This is a genomic window from Geobacter argillaceus (genome assembly GCF_007830735.1).
Taxonomy (GTDB): Bacteria; Desulfobacterota; Desulfuromonadia; order Geobacterales; family DSM-12255; genus Geomobilibacter; species Geomobilibacter argillaceus.
Genome location: NZ_VLLN01000005.1, coordinates 1 through 22,366 on the forward strand (window position 1 = coordinate 1; position 22,366 = coordinate 22,366).

Below are 22,366 nucleotides of genomic sequence, written 5' to 3' on the forward strand. Positions count from 1 at the left end.
CCGCCATTGCCTTTCGCATGGCAGCCTTTTCTTTGATCAGATCAAAGAGCGCCTTGGGGGGATACATCCGTCGACAGAGAGCACGGCTGGGAGCATCCAAGGCCATAACGGCAACTGCACATAAGCTCGCAAGACTGGTGTACTCCATGCTGAAGAACAGGACGTCGTACGCAGATCTTGGTCAGGATCATTATGAGGAGCGTTACCGCTCACGAGTCGTACAGAATCTGAAACGTAAAGCACAACAACTCGGTTTTGAACTGGTCCCGGTACAGGGTCAAATGGCTTGACATAAAACCCATAAATTCAACCACCTATGGTTAAGTTACTCAGAAGATATCGGGTCGGTAGGTTGTGATGAGCCCAAATAGGCCGGGTTGATCCTTAATAGTGGGAATATTATGCTAAGTGACCAGTTGCAGAAAGAAATTGTTGAAAAAATTGTCGCAGCTGTGCATCCCGCCAAGATTATTCTTTTTGGAAGTCATGCGTATGGGCAGCCGGAAGAAGAAAGCGATCTTGATTTGGTGATCATCAAAGACAAGCCGGTTTTAAATTACCCTTAACCTGACTCCGTGACGGCAAATTCAGCAATTTGAATTTGCCGTCACGGAGTCAGGTGTAAAAGTGAAAAGTGTAGACGCGACCCCTCTTGCCCGACGTTCTTGAAGCCAATTGTCAGGGAAGCAGTTCTCAAGGATATCCTGTATGTCTAAACGGGATGCGACCCTTTTTATTGCAGATATTCTTGAATCAATTGGGCGGATACACCAGGCGTTGACGTTTGATAATCATTTTCGATAGGCTGGATTTGAAACTCCCCTGCTGGTGGGGCTAAAATGAAAAAGATCTATTTTGCAGGGCGTGATTATGTATAGTGTCCCCGGAATTTCCATCATCCCCAGAAAGAGGACTACTGGGGCAACGTCAACCCGATCGGCATCCGCAGCTGCTACGACGAAGGCAAACGGGTGGCCGAAACCCTGATGATGGACTACCACCGTCAGAACAACGTCGATATCCGTATCATCCGCATCTTCAACACCTATGGCCCCCGCATGGCGGAAAACGACGGACGGGTGGTATCCAACTTCATACTTCAGGCCTTGCGCAACGAGGATATCACCGTCTTCGGCGACGGTGCCCAAACCCGCTCCTTCTGCTTTGTCTCCGACCTGATCGAGGGGATGATCCAGATGATGGAAAATGAGAACGGTTTTATCGGCCCGGTCAATCTGGGCAACCCGCAGGAGAACACCATTCTTGAATTTGCGGAAAAAATCATTGAGATCACTGGATCAAAATCAAGAATCATCTTCAATCCGTTGCCACAGGATGATCCGAAACAGCGTCAGCCTGACATATCGCTGGCATGTGAAAAACTAGGATGGGAACCTTTAGTGACTCTCAATACTGGGCTTAGAAAGACAGTAGAGTATTTTATAAAACAGAGTACAATATGTGGGCGGTAGTATGTCTGTAAGAAGGGATGTTTTTGCGAACTATTTAGGCATGATAGTCACAGCATTAGGGCCAATGCTTGCTCTGCCTTGGTATCTAAATGCTTTAGGCACTAAACAATGGGGTTTAGTAGGGTTTATATCAACTATTATTGCTGTATTAGGAATGTTTGATGCGGGAATGGGTCAAGCTCTAATACGTGAAGTTGCCCACGAAAAAGCTAATACATCATCGACTGCCACTCTAGTAATAGGCTTTGAACGTTTATATTGGGGACTTTCCTTAATCGCTGGTATTGCGGTAGCGGTATTGGCGAAGCCGATATCAACAAACTGGCTCAATTTAGGCGATTTGCCAGTAAAGCTTGGATTGGTTACAATTTATGGAGCCGCGCTTCTTTTTACGGTACAATTCCCTGGTGTCCTTTATAGAAGCGTTCTTTTAGGGCTGCAGAAACATGTACAGCTGAACACATTGATCACAATCAGTGGAGTATTACGACACCTTGGAGGTGTGCTTGTAGTCACGAAATGGCCTTTCTTGGAAGTGCTAGTTTGCTGGCAGATTTTTGTTGCCGCATGTGACACTTTAGCGCGAGCAGTATTAAGTTGGAAAGTACTAGGTATAAAGCGTAGCAACATCTTTTTTTGCTGGCAGGAGATTGCTCCCACTATTAAAACGGCATTTAAAATGTCAGGAGCTGTTTTGCTTGGTGTCCTGACTGTTCAGCTTGATAAAATAATTTTAAGTCGAATGGTTACTATTGAGCAGTTTGGTTATTACGTTATCGCGTCTTCTTTAGCATTAGGAGCATTACAGCTAGTTTATCCAATTACGCAGGTGGCGTTACCACGTATTGTTGAATTAATAAACAAACCGGATTTGCTCCATCAATTCAATATTCGCTTAATTGCAATTTTTGTTATGCTTGCAATTAGCGGTGCAGTAATATTTGTTCTGTTTGGAGACTGGCTGCTGTTCCGCTGGTTACGGAATCAAGATGTTGTTTCGGCAGTGTACCTCCCTTTAAGTATTCTCCTCGCTGGAACGGCAATGAATGCTATATATACAGTCGGATATATGAATTGGGTTGCCCGTGGACAGGTTAAAATAATTTCAATGGTAAATGCTCTGGCTCTCCTTTTTTCACTGTCACTTATTCCGTATCTTGTTAGTGTGTATGGAATTGTGGGTGCCGCTGCTGCTTGGTCAATAATTAATTTAATAGGAATGATAGTTAGTATATTATATTTAATTAGGCGGTATGAATGTTTTTCTCTGAACTTATAAAAAATATAAAATCAACTGACAAAGTCTTAGAAATTGGCCCTGGGGCGAATCCTCATCCGCGTGCTGATGTTTTACTTGAAAAGGTATTTGAAAATCCTACTGAAAAAAAAGAACAGCGTGGTAATACACCAGAGCTTAATACTTCTAAAAAAATAATTTTTTATAATGGAGATAAATTTCCGTTCAAAGATTACGAATTCGATTATGTGATTTGCTCCCATGTTTTAGAGCATATAGATAATGTGGAATATTTTATATCTGAACTATTCAGGGTTGCTAAAAAAGGTTATGTCGAATATCCCACGCTCTATTACGAATATTTATTTAATTTTGAAGTTCATAAAAATATATTTAAATATGATGCTGGTGGTTTTTTATACTATATAAAAAAAATAGAGACACCTATTAGTTGCTTTCAGCCAGTTCAATCGGTCTTTCTTGAAGCTCTCAATCAAGGTTACTCTACCTTTGTTGATGATCTTAAGGCCATAATGTTTGAGGGCTTTGAATGGGAGCACCCATTTGAACTTAAGAAAACTAATTATATTGAAAAATTGTGCTTCAATAACCCTATAATTAAAAAAAATACATTCAAACTCAGTTATTTGAGAAAGATAAAGTATTTATTAGATAAATTATCTACAGACAAATTTGTTAGAAAATAGTTACTTCTAAAGGAATAACATTTATAATTAATGTTTCGAAATAAGAAGTTAGTTCACTATTATGACAGTACCAAATTTTCATAGGAAAGTTTGGAAGGACACAATGTTAAATAAAATAAAATGGCTTAACTGGTTTTTGATTACTCAATTTGGAATTGATATTAGGAAAATATTTAAATTTACAGTGAAAATGCCTAGATATATCATGGAATATTTTAGGTATAGGTCGATGCTCGTTGGTAAAATTGCGTTTTTTCCATGTCTGCATGATAGAGATGAAGAAGGTGGTGCAACAACAAGTGAATACTTTTGGCAAGATTTGTATATTGCGAAAAAAGTTCATGATAGTGCTCCACAAAAACATGTTGATATTGGCTCCCGAGTGGACGGATTTGTTGCTCACATTGCGAGTTTTCGGGAGATAGAGGTCTTTGATATTCGAAGTATTAGTGCTAAAATTCCTGGAATTATTTTTAAACAAGCCAACTTGATGAACCCAACGACGGACATGACAGACTATTGCGATTCAATTTCTTGTCTACATGCGTTAGAGCACTTCGGACTCGGCCGTTACGGCGATCCGATTGACCCAAAAGGGTATGAATCTGGTTTGCTCAATATGTCAAAAATACTTCGTTCAGGGGGGGTCTTTTACCTTTCTGTACCAGTGGGTATTGAACGAGTTGAATTCAATGCTCACCGAATTTTTGACCCAAATACAATTGTTCGTGCAGCAATGAAGGGTAACCTTAAATTATCTGAATTCGCGTTATTCACCACAGATGAGGGGTTGGAAGAATTAGATATTTCTTCTGAAAATTTATCTTCAATTTCTCTAAAAGAATATGCTTTGGGAATATTCACCTTTAAAAAAATGGATGCAGCAAGCTTATGATGATTAAATCTGTTGAATTATGATTGTCGCAAGACTACAGGGTGGACTCGGTAACCAACTATTCCAGTATGCTGCCGGAAAATCACTTGCTACTCGACTTGGAACTACTCTTATACTTGACGATACGCTTTTGATACGCCGAAGAAACGACATTACACCGAGAAATTACGAATTAGGTGTTTACAAGTTATCGGTCGCACTTTTGAAACAAAAAGAACGGGAACAGGTTCTTTTCAGGACTTCACGCCTCGGTCGTTTTTTATGCGGTTCAGGAATCTGGAGAAGTAATTTTACTTACTTTCGTGAATCCAATCCTAACTATAATTCATCTTTTGAAAAGCTGGTTGGTGATGTCATTCTTCAAGGCTTTTGGCAGAGCGAAAAGTATTTTTCGTGGATGGCAGAAGATATTCGGAAAGAATTGCATGAGTTTGTATCAGTTGATGCCTCAGCTAACGTGCTTTTAGAACAGATGACTAGCTGTAATTCAGTGAGTATCCATGTTCGGCGTGGTGATTATATTACAAATGCTAGTGCAGCAGAATATCATGTGGTTCATGGGCTTGCTTATTACCGCAGAGCAGTTACTTTGATTGCAGAGCGAGTTTCAAATCCTGTTTTTTTTGCGTTTTCTGATGATCCTGTGTGGCTAAAAAACGAACTTGCAATAGACTATCCTTTGGTTATCGTCTCAACTGAAACGTCGCGTTTAGCTAGTGAAGAACTTTATCTGATGAGCCGCTGCGCTCACCACATAACCGCTAATAGCTCCTTTAGCTGGTGGGGCGCGTGGCTAAATCCTAGCCCTGATAAATTTGTAATTGCCCCCACTAAATGGTTCCATGCATCTATTGACACAACCGACTTGCTCCCTAAAGATTGGCTTACTTGCTGAAATGTGTAGTAGCCTATTGAGGTGTTCACTTTGATTTCAGTTGTTATACCCATATACAATCGGCCCGACACTTTAGCTCGTGCTCTTGATTCGTTAGTGGCTCAGACAAATCAAAACTTTGAAGTCCTTGTCTGTGATGATGGTTCTACGGAAGATGTCAAGTCGGTCGCATTGTCATATAGTGACAAATTGAAGCTTCGATATTTCTGGATGAAAAATTCGGGGGGACCAGCTCATCCTAGAAATATTGGAGTGGCAAACGCTGAGAAGGAATGGATTTCTTTTCTTGATTCAGATGATTGGTGGTGTCCGGATAGAATAGAAACAATTCTGCCTTTGCTTCGAGAAGATGTAGATGTTTTGTATCATCCTCTGGAACTACGCTCAAAGAAAACGAGTTGGAGAAAAAGGACTGAAGGAAGATTCATAATCGGTAACCCTCTTGAAGACCTGATGAGTCAAGGCAATCCCATTCCAAACTCAGCTGTGGTTGTTCGGAAAAGCAAACTTCTGAAAATAGGTGGGTTGTGTGAAGAGAAGTCTATGGTTGCAATCGAGGACTTTGATGCCTGGCTTCAATTAGCCCATGAAGATGCTAATTTCTGCTTTGTAGATAAGCGGCTTGGTTATTACTGGGTAAGTGATGATAGTATCAGCGTATGTTCGCCAAATCAGATTGAACGCCAGAAAACTTTGTTTTTACGGCACCAGGATAAACTTTGCCGAATGGAAAAATCGGCAAAGTGGGCAGTTTCTTATCATGAATACGTAATTGGAACGATTGAGCTTAACCTTGGAAATCCGAAGGCAGCATTGGCTGCATTCTCTAAGTCAAATCAACTCCGATTTGCTTCTCAAAGATGGAAGAGGTATTTCAAGATGGTTGCAGCCTTCTTGTTGGTTGTTTTTCAATCCCTACGCATTGGAAAAAATAGTGATTGTTAGCAAAGAAAAAATAGCTGCCATACCAATCTTACTAACTCTGTGGCTGAGTGGATTTATATTTCCAACTGTTATTCCACTAGTCATGCTGGCAATGACACTTATTTCAATCCGCTTGATTTTTCTCTATAAAAACGTTCAACCCGTTTTTATTTATTACATTTTCCATCTTTCATACGTTGTGATGCTAATCCCCTATTTTCTTTTTGATATTCCGATAACACCTCATTCAGAATTCCAAATCGCCAAATACATGGATTCAACATTATTGGTTCATGGTGCATTTGTTTTTACCCTCTATTTTTTTTCTGATTTGAATGCACCCAAACAATTAGTAGTGATAGCCGAGCACTTGCCATCACGTAAAGACACGGCAGTCTTTCTCTTTCTGGCCGGCGCGATGCTCGCAATTATTGTTAGCATGCAGATTGGTTCGGTAAATATCTACTCTATAGATGCAGCTCAGGCGTGGGACGCATATAATGACAATATCTCTGCTTCATCAGGTGCTCCAGAATATTTTCTCGTTTTTTTTGTTACGGCATTTATCTTTGCTAAAAGCTACCGGCTCAAACTTATATTAACCATCATATTCTGTATCTTCATTTACTCAGGGTTTACCCGTGGGATGCGAGTTTCATTATTGATGCCCATTCTGCTTTATTTTGCCTTATTTTTAGATGGTAAATTTAGAACAAGATATATATTTATTATGGCTATTGTAGGAATGGTGTTAGTTCAGGCAGCAGGCTTTTTAAGAGATGGTAAACGTGCTGCAATGGAGCTGTTTTCTTTATTTAGCGGTACTGCGCTTCTGACGAACCAAGGCGAAGTATTCTACACAACAAATATAATTGTTTCAGCATTAATAGATGGCGTTTGCGGAATGAAAGAAAGGATGTTTTCACTCTTTGCAGCATTGCTGCAGACCATATTACCACCTCGCATCGGATTGGGAAGTATTGGAAAGCCTGCCCTTTATGTTTGGGATTTAACAGGGAGAGAGGCAGGCGGCGGCGGGTTAATCTCTGGATTCTTTTATTTTTGGCTGGATTATTTTGGGGTTGTATTAATAGCGTTTTTTATAGCGATACTTACCAATAAGGTTATCAATAAGCCAACCTCCTTGCTTTCACTTTACATTATTTGCTTGTATTCGTTTTATCCAAGATGGTTGGCATACGATCCAGTTAATTTTATGTTTCGTATGCCGTTATATGCTATTTGCTTGTATTTATTATTGAAGCAATTCCAGATGACTATGAAATTAGTTAAGGATAGCAAAAAAGATATGACGTTACCGTCTGGTGTCACACCATAATGAAAAAGGGCATTTTATATCTTTCCAGCCACTCTCCAGGCATTGGTGGTGGGGAAACTTATTTATTTGAACTGGCAGACAGTTTTAATAAAGAGTTCCGTGTTCATTTTGTGGAGGTTGGGGAAAATGATGCACTGGCGCAACGAATTAACGAGTTGGGTTATCCACTGAAACGCATCAAGTATTCTTTGTCAACAGCACGAAATACAGCGTTACAGGTAAAGACTATTTGCGAAGAATGGGATATTGACCTCATACATTTAAATAATCGGCGTGATGCTTTGCTTGCGTACTATCTACCGTACGTACCCAAGGTCATTACCATCCATACCAATTTTTTTGCTGCTGCTTTAGGTTTGTCACAAAACGTACGCAGCTTAATCATGCTAGTATTATTGAGATTTGCGAAGGATTCAATTCAGAAATATATAACAGTAACCCGATACGGTGCTGATCGTCTGGGGAAATATTTAAACGTGTCGGATAAGCACATTCATCCAATATACAATGGATTGAATTTGAAACAGGTCACAGACTCAACCCCTCTACATTCATCAGAAAAAACTGTTATTTGTAGTATTGCAAACCTCTCACGCAATAAAGGGTTAGAATTTCTTATTCGTGCACTTGCTCTCTTGCACGAGCTTCCATGGGAATGTCGCATTGTTGGGGAAGGGGCAGACCGGGCACGACTCAAAGCTTTAGTCTGTGAGTACGGCCTTCAGGGACGTATTTCATTTACAGGTACATTACCGCGCGACCAAGTATTTGAGTTATTGTCTCAATCTCGTATGATGGTGCTCCCGTCTTTATATGAAGGGTTTCCGTATTCACTTTTAGAGGCGATGTCTTTGGGAGTGCCTATTATTACTACACGCGTGTTGGGCTTGCCTGAAATAATTCCCGAAGGAAAGAATGGAATTTTGGTCAACCCAGGTGATGTGACAGGTTTGGCGAATGCTATACGTACTCTGCTTACTGATAATCAACTCGCTTTTTTAATGGGCAATGAGGGGCAGCGATTGGTTGATATGCAGTTCTCCTTAAACCAGATGCTTAGGCAAACTCATGAAGTATACAATGAATTACTGAATGAAGTTGGTGCTGCATGAAAATTGGTATAGATGCAAGATTCGCAGTTCACAAGCGTCGGGGTATAGGAAACTATTCTCTTATGCTGTTGCTGAATCTTGCAGAGATAGACCCGAAAAATGACTACGTGCTGTATACCGACGTGGATGATTTGGAAGGAGTGCTGCCGCGCAAACCGAACTTCTTGGTGAAAAAAATTTTGCCTGGTAATTATCTTGTTTGGGAGCAACTCGTGTTGCCGTTGCGCGCGGCGCGCGATGGGCTCGATATTCTTCATTGTCCCGGTAATACTGCGCCTATGTTTCTACACAATAAAGTAAAACTTATTTTATCAATACACGACGTTATGTTTCTAAAGAGTTATTCTGCAGTTCCGCAATGCTACTCACGTTATCAAAATATGGGGAGAATCTACCGAAAGCTTATTGTTCCTCGTACTGTAAGACGCTTGGCGAAGGTCATAACCGTATCTGATTTTTCAAAGACAGATATATTATTACACCTCAAATCTCTGCAAGAGAAAGACATACATGTCACACATGAAGCAGTAGATGAAAAATTCAAACTGTTCGAAAATAAAAATCTTTTTGAGAAGCTAAAAAATAAACATGGTATCCAGAATGATTATATTTTTACACTTGGTGCAACCGACCCACGTAAAAATACTGAAAGAATCATCAGAACATTTCTGGAATTAAAATCAAAATGTTCTATTTCCGAACAATTAGTAATATGCGGATTACCGAATTGGAAGACCACTCTATTTTACGAAATGGTTCAGGGCTCAAAATACAAAAGCGATATTGTTTTTCTTGATTTTATTACAGAAGATGAATTGGTCTGTTTTTATAACTATGCCAAAGTTTTTCTCTATCCCTCGCTTTATGAGGGCTTTGGACTTCCTCCACTTGAAGCTATGTCTTGCGGCGTTCCTGTTATTACATCAAACCTGACATCGATTCCTGAAATCGTTGGCGACGCCGCCTTGCTCATAGATCCCTACGACGACGAGCAGCTTCAAAGATCATTGCTTCACCTGCTAAGCGAAGAGGATGTCCGTAAAGAATATGTGGAGCGAGGTCTCAGACAAGTTCGAAAGTTTTCCTGGCGTAAGATGGCTTCCGAGACACTTGATATATACAAGTCACTCGCTTGAGAGGATTACCAGAATGAAGTTGCTTTTCATAACACCTCGTTTTCCTTACCCCCCGTTTAGAGGTGACCAAGCTGTTCCGTTTCATCGTATGCGTATTCTAAGCAGAAAGCATGAGATTACACTATTAACTCTGTACAAGCATGATGATGAGTTGCGCGGAATTGAAACGTTAAGCCAATATTGCAGTTCAATTCATACGGTAAAGCTTCCAAAGTGGAAGTCATTTAGAAATATGGCGTTTTGGGGACCTATTTCACGATTGCCGCTTCAGGTTTTGTATTATCGATCTAGTGAGTTTAGGGAATGCCTGAATAAGCTATTAACTAGCCGCCAATTTGATCTGGTTCACGCTTTCATGTTACGCCTTGCCCCTTTTTGCCAAGACTTATCAACTCCGGTAGTTATGGATCTAATTGATTCAATGCAACTTAATTTCATCCGCCGTGTAGACATGGCACGGGTTCCCAAGAAATGGGTTCTAGAGGAAGAACTGCGGCGTTTAAAGTGCTTTGAAAAAGATATGTGCAACCAATTCGATCGCTTGATTGTGGTTTCAAATAAAGACAAAGAATATATTGCTGCAGCAAATGTGGAAGTAGTCCCTCTGGGTATAGACACAGAGCGGTTTGCTCCAGGTGAAGTGTCTGTAGAAAATCCAACCATTATTTTTTCCGGAAATATGTTTTACGGACCTAATGTACACGCTGTGAAATGGTTTGCAGAAAACTGTTTTTTTCGTCTTCAGAAGAGAATACCCAATATCTCGTTTATTATAGCCGGTAATGGGCCCCCTCCTGACATCCGTGAGCTAGGAAATAAACCAGGAATAACAGTTACCGGTTTTGTAGAGTCAATGCCTGAAACATTAGCAAAAGCGACACTTGCAGTTGCCCCCATGCAATCAGGTTCTGGTATGCAGTTTAAAATTTTGGAAGCCATGTCGTGCGGTTTGCCGGTTGTTACTAATAAGCTTGGTTTAGGCGACATCAAAGCGAAGGATAGGGTAGAGTTACTGCTTGCAGAAACAGCGGATGATTTTGTAGCGCGGATAGTTGAATGTTTTGCGAGTGCAAAATATGCACAGGTAATAGGCGCCCGTGCACGAAATTTTGTCCTACATCAACATAGCTGGGAACATACTACAAAAATGGTGGAAAATATTTATATCCAAGTCATGACGAAGGCTTAAGGGTGGTGCGGAGGAAGAATGTCGCTCATCCACACTGATTTTTCTTGTAATTGAACGTCAAACTAGAAGGGGATTCCCATTGATGCTACAAAAAACAGTTGAGACTTTTTCTATTTTTGATAGCGAAAATTATTGAAATGAACCTGTTTATTGCTGGTGCAAGCGGTTTTATCGGTTCTGCCTTAATCAAAAGGCTTTTACTGGAGAATGTCAGCCTAATAGCTGCTGTTTTAGCCGGAGAGGAAGCCGGACATTTGCCAGAAGTAGTAGAGCAAGCTACTGTAGAACCTCTGTCCGAGTCCAGCGACTACACTGCAGCCTTGCAAAGTATAGACACTGTCATCCATCTGGCCGCCCGCGTTCATGTCATGCAGGAAGCAGCTACTGACCCATTGCAGGAATTCCGCAAGGTTAACCTTCATGGCACGGAACGACTGGCACGGCAGGCGGCCCAGGCCGGTGTGAGTCGATTTGTTTTCATGAGCACTATTGGAGTAAATGGTGATAATTCATCTGATAAGCCATACACAGAAGGTGATGTCGTTCACCCACACAACGCATATTCTGTTTCTAAATATGAGGCTGAACTTGTCCTAACGGAAATTTCAAAGCAGACTGGCATGGAAGTTGTTATTATCCGTGCCCCGCTCGTTTACGGTCCAGGAAATCCTGGAAACTTTCTCTCACTGCTCCGCATCGTCTCAAAAGGTTTCCCCCTCCCCCTTGCTTCCATAACCAACAAACGCAGCCTGATCTATGTCGGCAATCTGGTCGATGCCCTGGCAACTTGCGCAATTCATCCGTCTGCTGCCGGCAAGACCTACCTTATCAGCGACGGAGAGGATATTTCCACACCGGATCTGATTCGGCGAACCGCTTCTGCGCTTGGGGTTCCAGCTCGATTAATCCCATTCCCAGTTTCTCTCATGCTGCTTGCGGGCAAGCTGACCGACAAGAGCGGTGCGGTGAATCGGCTGACGGGATCGTTGACGGTGGATAGCTCGAAGATACGGCGGGAACTGGGGTGGATGCCGCCGTTTACGATGGAGGAAGGATTGGTGGAAACAGCAGCTTGGTTCAGAAATAAATTTTGAATTTTGGATTCTTAATTTTGGATTGTGAAAGCTTGTACATTCAGGCAAAAATAATATTGTACTGCACAAAAAAATGACATATTGTGCACTTAAGTATGCATAATATCGTAATGAGCCATAAAGTCGAACGCGACGAGTTGCTGAAAGGCGGGTTTGTCCCTCGAGAAGGGTTGGCGGAAGCGGCGCAGAGCATGGCAGGTAACCTGATCAAGGTTGTTATCGGGCCGCGTCGGGCCGGTAAATCGGTCTTTGCCCTGCAGATGCTGACAGCAGCGACCGGTTCCAATTTTGCCTACATCAATTTCGATGATGAGCGCCTGATACCGCCGCTTGATCTGGATGAACTGCTCAAGGCCATGATTCAAGTGTACGGAGACACCCGAACCATTTTTTTCGACGAGATTCAGAATGTGGCGGGATGGGAACTGTTTGTCAACCGGCTGCAGAGACGCGGCTACAATATTATCCTGACCGGCTCCAATGCCCATCTCCTGAGCCGCGAGCTTTCCACTCACCTGACCGGACGTTACCGCGAATTTCGCCTGCTCCCTTTTTCCTTTACAGAATTTCTTTCCGCCCGTTCGTTTGCGGTTGATGAAACCCTGTCTGCGCCGGAACGGCAGGGGCTCATGCTGAAACAGTTGGACGATTTTCTGAGGATCGGCGGCTTCCCCGAGGTTGTAGTACGGGGGACCGAACCGGCCGGATACCTGACGGCACTGTTCGACGGCATTCTGTTCAAAGATGTGGTAAAGCGCTACGGTGTGCGCTATTCCGCCAAGCTGCATGATGTGGGGCGATGGCTGATCGGCAATGTCGCACGGGAGTATACCTGCACCAGTCTGAAAAATGCCCTCGCGTTCCGTAGCGTCCATACCGTGGAAAATTACGTAGGTTATCTGATAGAGGCGTACCTTTTCATGTCGGTGACGCGTTATTCACCCAAGGCAAAAGTTCGCATGTCGGCACCCCGTAAAATATATGCATATGATACCGGGATGGTTAATGCGGTGCGTTTCCGGACCGGTAGTGATGCCGGGCGTCTGCTGGAAAATCTGGTGGCGGTGGAATGGTATCGACGCGGGGATGAGTTTTTTGCTTTCAAGACAACCGGCGGCAAGGAAGTGGATTTTGTGGTGCGCTCCATTTCCGGAGAGTTTCGACTTTTTCAGGTTTGTTATGAACTTGGCGATCCGAAAACTCGCAAGAGGGAGCTTCAGGCAGTGGTTAAAGCCGCCGCGGAGCTTGGAATAGCTGGTGGCACAGTGTTGACTTGGAACGAGGATGGGGTGGAGACGGTCGGCACCTGCCGGATACGCCTGATTCCGGTTTGGAAATGGTTGTTGCGGCTTTGTGACGTAGTAGAATAAGTGCTTGACTCATTGACGGTGGACAGCTCAAAGATCAGACGAGAGTTAGGGTGGGTACCGTCGTTTACCATGGACAAGGGGTTGCGGGAAACGGCGGAGTGGTTCAAAAAGCTTTAAAATCGGCCTCACGCAGAGACGCGGAGTGACGCGGAGAAAGGCATAAGATAAAATTTGGGGACAAACTAAAAGCATAAAGCTTTTGGGTTTTGAAGTTCTCGGTGACCTCTGCGGCTCTGTGCGAAACGGGTTTTAAGGCTTTTTTTTCACGCGAATCACACAATACCGCGTCAATTTATCCTTGCAATGCAGGGAGTAATATTCCATAATTGCACATATGATATCCCGCCTGCTTCAGCCTAAGCTATCTGAAACGCTTGCTTACTCTCCGGCTGTTGCCCTGCTCGGGCCGCGCCAGGTCGGCAAGACTACCCTTGCCCTTGAGATTGGCCAAACCGTCAATGCGCTCTATCTTGACCTTGAATCCGAGCAGGACCTGGCCAAACTCGCTCAGCCGGAACTGTATCTTGCCGATCATCAGGACCGGCTGGTTATTATCGATGAGGTGCATCGTCTCCCCGGACTGTTTCCGGTTCTGCGAGGGCTTATTGATCAGGGGCGCCGTGCCGGTCTGCGTGCCGGACGCTACTTGCTATTGGGATCTGCTTCGCTTGATTTACTCAAACAATCCGGCGAAACATTGGCAGGGCGCATAGCCTACCTTGAACTATCCCCCTTTAATGTAATGGAAACCGGTGAACTGCCATCGGAAAAACTGTGGGTAGCAGGCGGATTCCCGGAAAGCCTGCTTGCCCCTGACCCTCGGCAGAGTCTGCGCTGGAGACAGGATTTTATCCGTACCTACCTTGAAAGAGATATCCCTCAGTTTGGTCCACGAATTGCGGCTGAAACATTACGTCGTTTTTGGGTCATGCTGGCGCACAATCAAGGTGGACTGCTGAATACTGCTCAATTTTCCCGCAACCTGGGTGTCGATGTAAAAACTGTCAATGGCTACCTTGATCTGCTTGTTGACCTGATGCTGGTCCGGCGTCTGCCACCATGGCATGCCAATATTGGTAAGCGGCTGGTAAAGTCTCCCAAGGTGTATGTGCGCGATAGCGGGCTTGTTCACGCTTTGCTTGCCATACAGGATAAGGAGGGCCTGCTTGCTCACCCCGTTGTCGGGCAAAGCTGGGAGTGTTTTGTGATTGAAAACCTGCTTGCTGCCGGCATGGGCCGGGTACAGGGTTTTTTCTATCGTACCGGCGGCGGCGCTGAAATAGATTTGCTGTTGTTATGGCCGGATGGCAGTCTGTGGGCGGTGGAGGTTAAACGCAGCCTCAGCCCGAAGCTTGAGCGTGGGTTCCACGCTGCCTGTGCCGATCTGAATCCAGCGAAGAAGTTCGTTGTGTATCCAGGTGTTGAGCGCTACCGGATCGCGTCTGATATAGAGGCTATATCACTTGCAGCATTGGCTGCACAACTCGGAATGGCGAACTAACTACTATGAAACGTATATTTGATTTCTGCATGTCGCTACTGGCGATTACTTTCTTATCTCTGCCCATGTTGCTTACCGCCCTGGCGGTCAAGCTGACCTCACCGGGGCCGGTCCTCTACTGGTCAGACCGTGTTGGCAGGGAGAACCGCATCTTCAAAATGCCAAAATTCCGCACCATGCGCACCGATACCCCGGCAGTCGCCACCCACCTGCTTGGGAATCCCGACCAATGGCTGACCCCGGTCGGCAAGTTCCTGCGCAAGTCGAGCCTGGATGAGTTGCCTCAGTTGTGGAGCATCCTTACGGGGGACATGAGTATTGTCGGGCCAAGACCGGCTTTATATAATCAGGATGACCTGGTCGCCCTGCGCACCCAAAAGGGGGTGCATATACTCACCCCCGGCTTAACCGGCTGGGCGCAGATCAACGGCAGGGATGAGCTCCCTATTCCTGTCAAAGTGGAGTTTGATGCCTATTACCTCAGACGTCACTCCTTTCTGTTCGACCTCAAAATACTCTGCCTGACCTTTTTCAAGGTTGCCCGGCGCGACGGCGTATCCCATTAATTCCCTTTGTTTGTTGTCATGTTGCAGATAGTCTGCTTGCGTAACACCATTATTGACAAGATCTGTCCTTGCTGATAGCCTTCTGTTCAGTAAGGAGGGAGGAGTGGCATGCCAACAATCAGTATGTTTTACGGGATTATTGTTCGGATGTTATTCTTGGATACACAACAACATCACCTGCCACATATCCATGTAGAATACCAAGGCAAGGGATGAAGGCGGTAATCGAAATCCTTGGAGGATCTCTGCTGGAAGGGGAGATGCCAAGTAAAAAAATGCGTCTTCTGCAGGCGTGGATTGATATCCGCGAAGAAGAGTTGATGGCCGACTGGTCGCTGGCGGTGAAGGGTGAGCCGGTGTTTCCCATCGAGCCATTGCGTTAAAAGGGTTTTCGTTATGATCGAAGTGTGCGAGGTGACAACATCTCCGGATTTTACGTTGTGTTTGCTTTTTAATAACGGAGAAAATCGTACGTTTGATATGAGACCGTATCTGCAGTATCCGGTTTTTCGCCGTTTGGAGAATACAGCTTTCTTTTCGTTGGCTCGTGTAGATTACGGTACCGTAACGTGGCCTGGTGACATTGATATCGCTCCGGAAACGCTGTACGACCGATCTGTCCCTCTTTTATAATCCCGCCCCGTCTTATTTCCCTGGTTATCCTTACCAACCTATTGGGAATCTGCTCGTTCAACTCTGTCTGTACGTTGACCTGTTGCAGATTGTCTGATAGTCTCTCCTGGGATTGTTTTTGTAAAAATGATTCCAGAAGTTAACTATCTAATGTGGAGTGGCCTGTTATGCTGAACCAAAGAAGGCTTTTGGTCTTTCTTGTCGATATCCTCCTGGTCTCCGCCGCGTTCCTCCTCTCCTTCCTCCTCCGTTTCGACTTCTCCATACCAATCGATCAGCGCGAACTCTTCTTCCATGGCCTCGTCGTGATCCTGGCCATCAAGCCGGTGGTCTTCGTCTCGTCCGGGATGTACCGGAGCATCTGGAAATACGCCTCCCTGCAGGATGCCATGGAGATCTTCAAGGTGGTGACCATCTCCACCTTCATCACCACCTTTGTCATGGTCATCACCCGGGACACCGTGGGGATGCCCCGCTCCATCTACATCCTCGACTGGTTTCTCCTCTTTGCCTTTATATCGGCGGTCCGCCTTGTCTGGCGTGTCTATCGGGAAACGTACATCATACCCAGACAGAGCGGCAAACGGACCCTGATCGTCGGCGCCGGCGACGCCGGTAATCTCCTCCTGAAGGAGATCAGACGCCACCCCGATGCCCTGTACAATGTGGTTGGGTTTCTGGATGACAACGAGCACAAGCAGGGGATGCGCCTGTCCGGGGTGCCAGTCCTGGGCAATCTCTCCCGGATCAAGGGGATCATCAGGAAATTCCGGATCGAAGAGGTGATCATCGCCATTCCCACGGCCCACGGCGGGGTGATCAGAACACTGGTCGACAACTGCAAGAAGTGCCATGTTCGCTTCAAGACCCTTCCCAGCATCAAGGATATTATCGACGGTAAGATCGCCATCTCCCAGATCAAGGATGTGGAGATCGAGGACCTCTTGGGGCGCGATCCGGTGGTCCTGGATGAGGCGGGGATCAGGCGCTACCTGACCGACAAGCGGGTCCTGGTGACCGGGGCGGCCGGCAGTATCGGCAGCGAGATCTGTCGCCAGGTGGCAGGGTTCGGCCCAACCAAGCTGATCCTTTTCGACAACGCCGAGACGCCTTTGTTTCATATCGAGAAAGAGCTCGCCGCTAACCATCCTGACCTGCGGATCATCCCGGTGATTGCCGACACGCGTGACAAGTCCCGGGTGTCGGCCCTGTTCGACGAGTTTCTGCCCGAAGTGGTCTTCCACGCCGCGGCCTACAAGCATGTCCCGATGATGGAGTACAACCCGGTGGAGGCGGCAACCAACAACATCGGCGGCACCAGGGTGATGGCCGATGCGGCCCACCGGTTCGGGGTGAAGAATTTCGTCATGATCTCCACCGACAAGGCGGTCAATCCGACGAACATCATGGGCGCCAGTAAGCGGGCCGCTGAGATCTACGTCCAGGCATTGGCCAGGGCGAGCAGGACGAACTTTACGACTGTCCGCTTCGGCAATGTGTTGGGGAGCAATGGCAGTGTCATTCCGCTCTTCAAGGAGCAGATCAGGAACGGCGGGCCGGTGACGGTGACCGATCCCCGGGTGATCCGCTACTTCATGACCATACCCGAGGCCTGCCAGCTGGTGCTGCAGGCGGGCTGCATCGGTACCGGGGGGGAGATCTTCGTGCTGGATATGGGCGAACCGGTCAGGATCGTGGACCTGGCCGAGGAGTTGATCAAGCTTTCCGGCCTTGTCCCGTACAAGGATATTGACATCGTGTTCACGGGCCTGCGCCCCGGTGAGAAGCTGTACGAAGAGCTCCTGATCGACGGCGAGGGGGTCAAGCAGACCAGGCACAAGAAGATACGCGTTCTCCAGTCGGTCGGGCACGACATCCAGGGCGTTGCGGCCGATCTGGACAGTCTGGCTTGCCATGCCCGTGATAATGATGTGGCTGCAGTCGTTAACGCCCTGAAGAATTTCATCCCGGAGTTCACCCCCCAGTATTCCTTCAACGGTTCCCCTCCCATGGCCTTCCAACGGGTACGCCCCGATCTTTTTCCACCCCTGGCTGCGCCTGCCACCGGCAAGGTCGTGACCCTGAAAAAACAATAATCTGGTTGACTGTGTCTAAAGAGCGGGTTAACGTGTGGCCAGCCCGGACGGGGACTCCCGTTTTCGGACAACTGACCGTACGGGATGGTTCATGATCCGCTTCGTTACACTCGCTCTGATACTCTTGTTTTGCCTCGTCTTTCACGATGAGGCCCATGCCCTCTCCTCCGCCAACGTAGCTCTGGACAGCCCGATCTACCTCTATCTGGAAAAACTCGCCGGGATGGGGCTGGTCCACTCGGATATCTGGGGGGTGCGGCCGTTTTCCAAGGCTGAAGCGGCCAGGCTGGTCCTGGAGGCGGAGCAAAGCCTTGCCGACGGGGCAAGGGTCTCGCCCCCCATGGCCCGGCAGCTTGTAGCCCGGCTGAAAGAGCTCCTGCCCCGCGAGATAATGCTTCGTACGACGGGCGACAGGCCGCCACTCTTTGATGTCAACCCGTTTGTTTCGGCACGACTGCGCTATGTCCATCTGGATGGTGCCTCCCGGAGCTATGAACGACCGGTTCACGACCCGGGGAATGACGGTGTCTTCGGGATCGGTTCGGGCTTGCGGCCGGTCAACGCCTATCCTTCGCCGACTCAACAGCATGGCGTGGAGGGTACGCCGCTCCTGGAGGGGAACGAAGGGGTCCGCTACGGCAGGGGGCACAACGGACAGTTCCAGTTCACTGCCGAGGCATCGGTCAGCGACTTCGGGACGGTCCTGATAGAGCCGCTCCTCCTGTATCAAGCCGGTCATGGGGAGACCGTGCGGCTGAACAAGGGATACCTGAAGCTCGGCGGCGGCGGACTTGAACTGGAGGCCGGCCGTGATGCCGGCTGGCTCGGCCCCGGCAACCGGACCGCCATCACCCTCAGTAATAATCCGAAGAACCTGGATCAGGTGAAGCTCTGGAGTCCGGAGCCGATCAGGCTCAGGTACATAGGCGCTGTGAAGTATGCCCTGATTCTATCCCGCCTCGATCATACCGGCGCCGGTGACGCGGAGCGCCAGCCCTGGTTCTATGCCGTCAAGCTGGCAGTGAAGCCGATGGAGACCCTGGAGATCGGCCTGAATCTCGGCCGGCAACAGGGTGGGCCCGGGGTGAACAATAGCATCGGGGACAACATCAGGGGGCTATTGGGCGGGACCAGTGCCGACAACTCCAACAGCGTGGCAGGCATAGATCTGCGCCTGCGGTTGCCCTGGCTGCGCAATACCATCCTGTACGGCGAGTTTTCGGGCGAGGACACCGCCGCATTCTGGCCGATCGTGGAGAGCTACGTAGCCGGGGTCTACGTCCCCAACCTGACCAGCGACGGCAGAAACGAACTCCGCTTCGAGTACTACCAGGGGAACAGCATCCTTTCCACCAACGGTACCTTTCCCGAAGGATACCTGTACAAGGGGATGAACCTCGGTCCCTCCCAGGGAGGGGCTGCCCAGCAGCTGTTCTGGCGTTATACCCACTATCTGTCGCCGCGAATGAGTCTGTCCCTTGACTATTTCCATACCGAACGGGGGAACCGTGGACGGGTGCCGGTCAACAGCCAGGGGGCCTTCGATGCCAACGGGGTGATGCAGGCAGTGGAGCGCGCCAATGCCGGCCGCTTCTCCATGAACCTGCCGATTGTCGGTGATATCGACCTGAACCTCATGTACGGCGCTGAGCGGATCAATAACGTTAGCCTCGTTGCCGGTGTGAACCGCACCAACCAACTCTTAAAGGTGGATATCAGCTACCGGTACTGAAAGGCCGTAACTGGTGCTCGTGACTGGTAACGGCCGCTTGACGTTCGAGGCAATTGGTTCACAATAAAGGCAGCAGATTGACACCACCATGGTGCAAAAGAACCCTTTCCCGGCGGAAAGAAATTCACTATTCATCGAGGTGTACATGGAAACAGTTCTTGTTACCGGCGGCTGCGGCTATATCGGCAGCCATGTGGTCCGCCAGCTCTCCGAGGCCGGCTATGGCGTCGTGGTGTATGACAACCTCTCCACCGGCTTCAGGGATGCCCTGATTCACGGCGAGACCCTGGTGCAGGGGGACCTGGCCGATACGGCGCGGCTGGCTGAGCTCTTTGCCCAGTATCGGTTCAAGACCGTTCTCCACTTTGCCGCCGCCATCGTGGCTCCGGAGTCGGTGACCAATCCCCTCAAATATTACGGCAATAATACCCGCAACACCCTGAACCTTCTCCAGGCCTGCGTTGCCGCCGGAGTAGAGCGGTTTATCTTTTCCAGCACCGCTGCGGTCTACGGAATGCCGGACAACGGGCAGGCGGCGGAAGAGAGCCCGACTGTCCCGATTAACCCCTACGGGACCTCCAAGCTGATGAGCGAGTGGATGCTCAGGGACACCGCGGCTGCCCATTCCCTGCGGTATGTGGCGCTCCGCTACTTCAACGTGGCCGGGGCCGATCCCCTGGCGCGCATGGGACAGCGGACCCCGGAGGCGACCCACCTGATCAAGGTCTCCTGCCAGGCCGCACTGGGGATGCGGGATGAGGTGTCGGTCTTTGGTACTGACTACGAGACGCCGGACGGCACCGGCATCAGGGACTATATCCATATCGAGGATCTGGCCGCGGCCCATCTGGCGGCCCTGGGTTACCTGGAAAAGGGGGGCGACTCCACCAGGATCAACGTGGGCTATGGCTGCGGTGCGAGTGTCCGCGAGGTGATCGCCACGGTTAAAAAGGTGAGCGGTGTCGATTTCCGGGTGGTAGAGGCGCCGCGCCGGCCCGGTGATCCGGCCATGCTGGTGGCAAGGGCCGGACGTATCCGTGAGATGCTGGGCTGGGAACCGAGGTTCAACGACCTGACAACCATCGTTGCCGATGCCTGGCGGTGGGAAAAGGCCGTGACTGGTAACTCGTGACTGGTGACTCGTGGAGAACCTCGTGAATCACGAAGATCTCGATGCATGGAAATTCGCAATTGACCTGGCAGCTTCAGTATATAAAGTCACCCGAAGCTTTCCTGACGATGAGAAGTATGGACTTGTTTCTCAGATGCGACGGGCTGTTGTTTCCATACCATCGAATATTGCCGAGGGTGCCGCAAGAAGTGGGAGCAAAGAGTTCCTTCAGTTCCTTGCAATTGCCGCAGGATCTGCAAGTGAGCTTTCCACTCAGCTGATTATTGCTGGCAGAATTGGTCTGGGAAACCAGGATGAGTTGGCTGGGCTGCGACAGGAGCTGACAAGAATTTCAATGTTATTACAAGGGCTTATGCGCTCTATAAAGGCAAAGGAAACAAAATGACAACGAGTCAAGAGTCATCAGTAACGAGTAACGGCCTTGCGAGTCACCAGTCACCAGTTACCAGTCACCGCCTTTCCAGCATGACCGGTTACGGCAAGGCCGAGACGTCTACTGGCGATGGCAAGCTGTCAGTGGAGATCCGTTCGGTGAACCACCGGTATGGCGAGGTTTCCGTCAAGCTGCCGCGTGTCTTTCTTCCTCTTGAGACCGAACTGAGGCGGCGGATTGCCGATCGCCTGAAGCGGGGCAAGATCGATGTCTTTGTCCAGTTTGAGACCGTAACCGGCTCTGCCCAGGCGCCGCAGGTCAATCTGCCATTGGCCAAGGCCTACTACGATGCCTTTGTGGGGATCAGGCAGGCACTGGGGATGGCAGAGCCGGTTTCGCTCGGTCTCATCGCTGCCCAGCGGGATGTGCTGGTTTCCCAGGAGACCACCACGGACCTCGACCGGATTGCCACCGACCTCTACGCGGTGCTCGACAGCGCCCTGGAGAGCCTGGAAACCATGCGCCTCCGGGAAGGGGAGGCCCTGGCAGCCGAAATAGCCGGCCGACTGGGTACCATGACCGGCCTGGTACAACAGGTGGCCAACCGGGCACCGGTGGCGGTTGCCGGGAATACGGAGCGGCTCCGGGAGCGGATCAGCCGGCTCCTGGGCGAGACGCCGCTGGACGAGACGCGATTTGCCCAGGAAACGGCCATTATGGCCGACCGGATGGATATCACCGAAGAACTGGTCCGGCTGCAGAGCCACTTTCGCCAGTTCTCCGCCACCCTGGCCATGGCTGAACCGGTCGGGCGGAAGCTTGACTTTCTCCTCCAGGAGATGAACCGGGAGGTGAACACTATCGGTTCCAAGGCTAATGATGGCGAGATCGCCACCCTGGTGGTTGACCTGAAGGCGGAGCTGGAGAAGGTTCGGGAGCAGGTGCAGAACATTGAGTGAGGGG

Annotated in this window: 22 protein-coding genes and 1 pseudogene; all 23 read left to right on the forward strand. The window is 48.3% G+C overall.

Annotated elements, in window-relative coordinates; all coding sequences use genetic code 11:
* Positions 1-401: 401 nt before the first annotated feature.
* Complete coding sequence (locus JN12_RS05285) at positions 402-566, forward strand: nucleotidyltransferase domain-containing protein (protein ID WP_145019294.1); 165 nt, start codon at positions 402-404, stop codon at positions 564-566.
* A gap of 330 nt (positions 567-896) precedes the next feature.
* Positions 897-1,472, forward strand: a pseudogene (locus JN12_RS05290) (NAD-dependent epimerase/dehydratase family protein); the annotation flags it as partial.
* Complete coding sequence (locus JN12_RS05295; protein WP_145019297.1) at positions 1,462-2,751, forward strand: lipopolysaccharide biosynthesis protein; 1,290 nt, start codon at positions 1,462-1,464, stop codon at positions 2,749-2,751. The pseudogene JN12_RS05290 and the gene JN12_RS05295, both read left to right, overlap by 11 nt.
* Entirely contained in the window at positions 2,730-3,416 is a 687-nt protein-coding gene (locus tag JN12_RS05300) for a methyltransferase domain-containing protein (RefSeq protein ID WP_145019300.1), read from the forward strand. Before JN12_RS05295 ends, JN12_RS05300 begins: the two co-directional genes overlap by 22 nt.
* Positions 3,417-3,519: 103 nt before the next feature.
* Positions 3,520-4,311, forward strand: coding sequence for a DUF268 domain-containing protein (locus tag JN12_RS05305; RefSeq protein ID WP_211360506.1), 792 nt, complete (start codon positions 3,520-3,522; stop codon positions 4,309-4,311).
* 19 nt (positions 4,312-4,330) lie between these two features.
* On the forward strand, positions 4,331-5,206 hold the full coding sequence (locus JN12_RS05310; protein WP_145019306.1) for an alpha-1,2-fucosyltransferase: 876 nt from the start codon (positions 4,331-4,333) through the stop codon (positions 5,204-5,206).
* A 30-nt stretch (positions 5,207-5,236) separates the two neighbouring features.
* Entirely contained in the window at positions 5,237-6,151 is a 915-nt protein-coding gene (locus JN12_RS05315; protein ID WP_170241853.1) for a glycosyltransferase family 2 protein, read from the forward strand.
* Entirely contained in the window at positions 6,141-7,469 is a 1,329-nt protein-coding gene (locus JN12_RS05320) for a hypothetical protein (protein ID WP_145019312.1), read from the forward strand. Before JN12_RS05315 ends, JN12_RS05320 begins: the two co-directional genes overlap by 11 nt.
* Entirely contained in the window at positions 7,469-8,581 is a 1,113-nt protein-coding gene (locus JN12_RS05325) for a glycosyltransferase family 4 protein (protein ID WP_145019315.1), read from the forward strand. The genes JN12_RS05320 and JN12_RS05325 overlap by 1 nt, the downstream gene beginning before the upstream one ends.
* Positions 8,578-9,717: a glycosyltransferase family 4 protein gene (locus JN12_RS05330; protein WP_145019318.1), complete on the forward strand. Its 1,140-nt coding sequence runs from the start codon at positions 8,578-8,580 to the stop codon at positions 9,715-9,717. The genes JN12_RS05325 and JN12_RS05330 overlap by 4 nt, the downstream gene beginning before the upstream one ends.
* A gap of 13 nt (positions 9,718-9,730) precedes the next feature.
* Positions 9,731-10,906, forward strand: a complete 1,176-nt coding sequence (locus JN12_RS05335; RefSeq protein ID WP_170241854.1) for a glycosyltransferase family 4 protein — start codon at positions 9,731-9,733, stop codon at positions 10,904-10,906.
* 116 nt (positions 10,907-11,022) lie between these two features.
* Positions 11,023-12,000 (forward strand): UDP-glucose 4-epimerase family protein, encoded by a 978-nt coding sequence (locus tag JN12_RS05340; RefSeq protein WP_246125758.1) that lies wholly within the window; start codon positions 11,023-11,025, stop codon positions 11,998-12,000.
* Between the two features lie 110 nt (positions 12,001-12,110).
* Positions 12,111-13,370 carry an ATP-binding protein gene (locus tag JN12_RS05345; RefSeq protein ID WP_170241855.1) on the forward strand — a complete coding sequence of 420 codons (1,260 nt, stop codon included), beginning with the start codon at positions 12,111-12,113 and terminating at the stop codon, positions 13,368-13,370.
* Between the two features lie 334 nt (positions 13,371-13,704).
* The gene (locus JN12_RS05355; RefSeq protein WP_145019327.1) at positions 13,705-14,871 is read left to right on the forward strand and encodes an ATP-binding protein; all 1,167 of its coding nucleotides are present in this window, start codon (positions 13,705-13,707) and stop codon (positions 14,869-14,871) included.
* Positions 14,872-14,876: 5 nt separating this feature from the next.
* Positions 14,877-15,437: a sugar transferase gene (locus JN12_RS05360; protein WP_145019330.1), complete on the forward strand. Its 561-nt coding sequence runs from the start codon at positions 14,877-14,879 to the stop codon at positions 15,435-15,437.
* Positions 15,438-15,584: 147 nt separating this feature from the next.
* Positions 15,585-15,653, forward strand: coding sequence for a DUF4160 domain-containing protein (locus JN12_RS21315; protein ID WP_281287717.1), 69 nt, complete (start codon positions 15,585-15,587; stop codon positions 15,651-15,653).
* 44 nt (positions 15,654-15,697) lie between these two features.
* Entirely contained in the window at positions 15,698-15,820 is a 123-nt protein-coding gene (locus JN12_RS21320) for a DUF4160 domain-containing protein (RefSeq protein ID WP_281287716.1), read from the forward strand.
* Between the two features lie 13 nt (positions 15,821-15,833).
* Positions 15,834-16,070: a DUF2442 domain-containing protein gene (locus JN12_RS05370; RefSeq protein ID WP_145019333.1), complete on the forward strand. Its 237-nt coding sequence runs from the start codon at positions 15,834-15,836 to the stop codon at positions 16,068-16,070.
* Positions 16,071-16,237: 167 nt separating this feature from the next.
* The gene (locus JN12_RS05375) at positions 16,238-18,166 is read left to right on the forward strand and encodes a polysaccharide biosynthesis protein (RefSeq protein WP_145019336.1); all 1,929 of its coding nucleotides are present in this window, start codon (positions 16,238-16,240) and stop codon (positions 18,164-18,166) included.
* A 91-nt stretch (positions 18,167-18,257) separates the two neighbouring features.
* On the forward strand, positions 18,258-19,898 hold the full coding sequence (locus JN12_RS05380) for a capsule assembly Wzi family protein (protein WP_211360507.1): 1,641 nt from the start codon (positions 18,258-18,260) through the stop codon (positions 19,896-19,898).
* A 145-nt stretch (positions 19,899-20,043) separates the two neighbouring features.
* The gene (galE, locus tag JN12_RS05385) at positions 20,044-21,030 is read left to right on the forward strand and encodes a UDP-glucose 4-epimerase GalE (RefSeq protein WP_145019339.1); all 987 of its coding nucleotides are present in this window, start codon (positions 20,044-20,046) and stop codon (positions 21,028-21,030) included.
* 22 nt (positions 21,031-21,052) lie between these two features.
* Positions 21,053-21,415 (forward strand): four helix bundle protein, encoded by a 363-nt coding sequence (locus JN12_RS05390; RefSeq protein ID WP_246125759.1) that lies wholly within the window; start codon positions 21,053-21,055, stop codon positions 21,413-21,415.
* A complete protein-coding gene (locus JN12_RS05395) occupies positions 21,412-22,362 on the forward strand; it encodes a YicC/YloC family endoribonuclease (RefSeq protein ID WP_145019345.1) in 951 nt (316 codons plus the stop codon). The genes JN12_RS05390 and JN12_RS05395 overlap by 4 nt, the downstream gene beginning before the upstream one ends.
* The last annotated feature ends 4 nt before the right edge of the window (positions 22,363-22,366 follow it).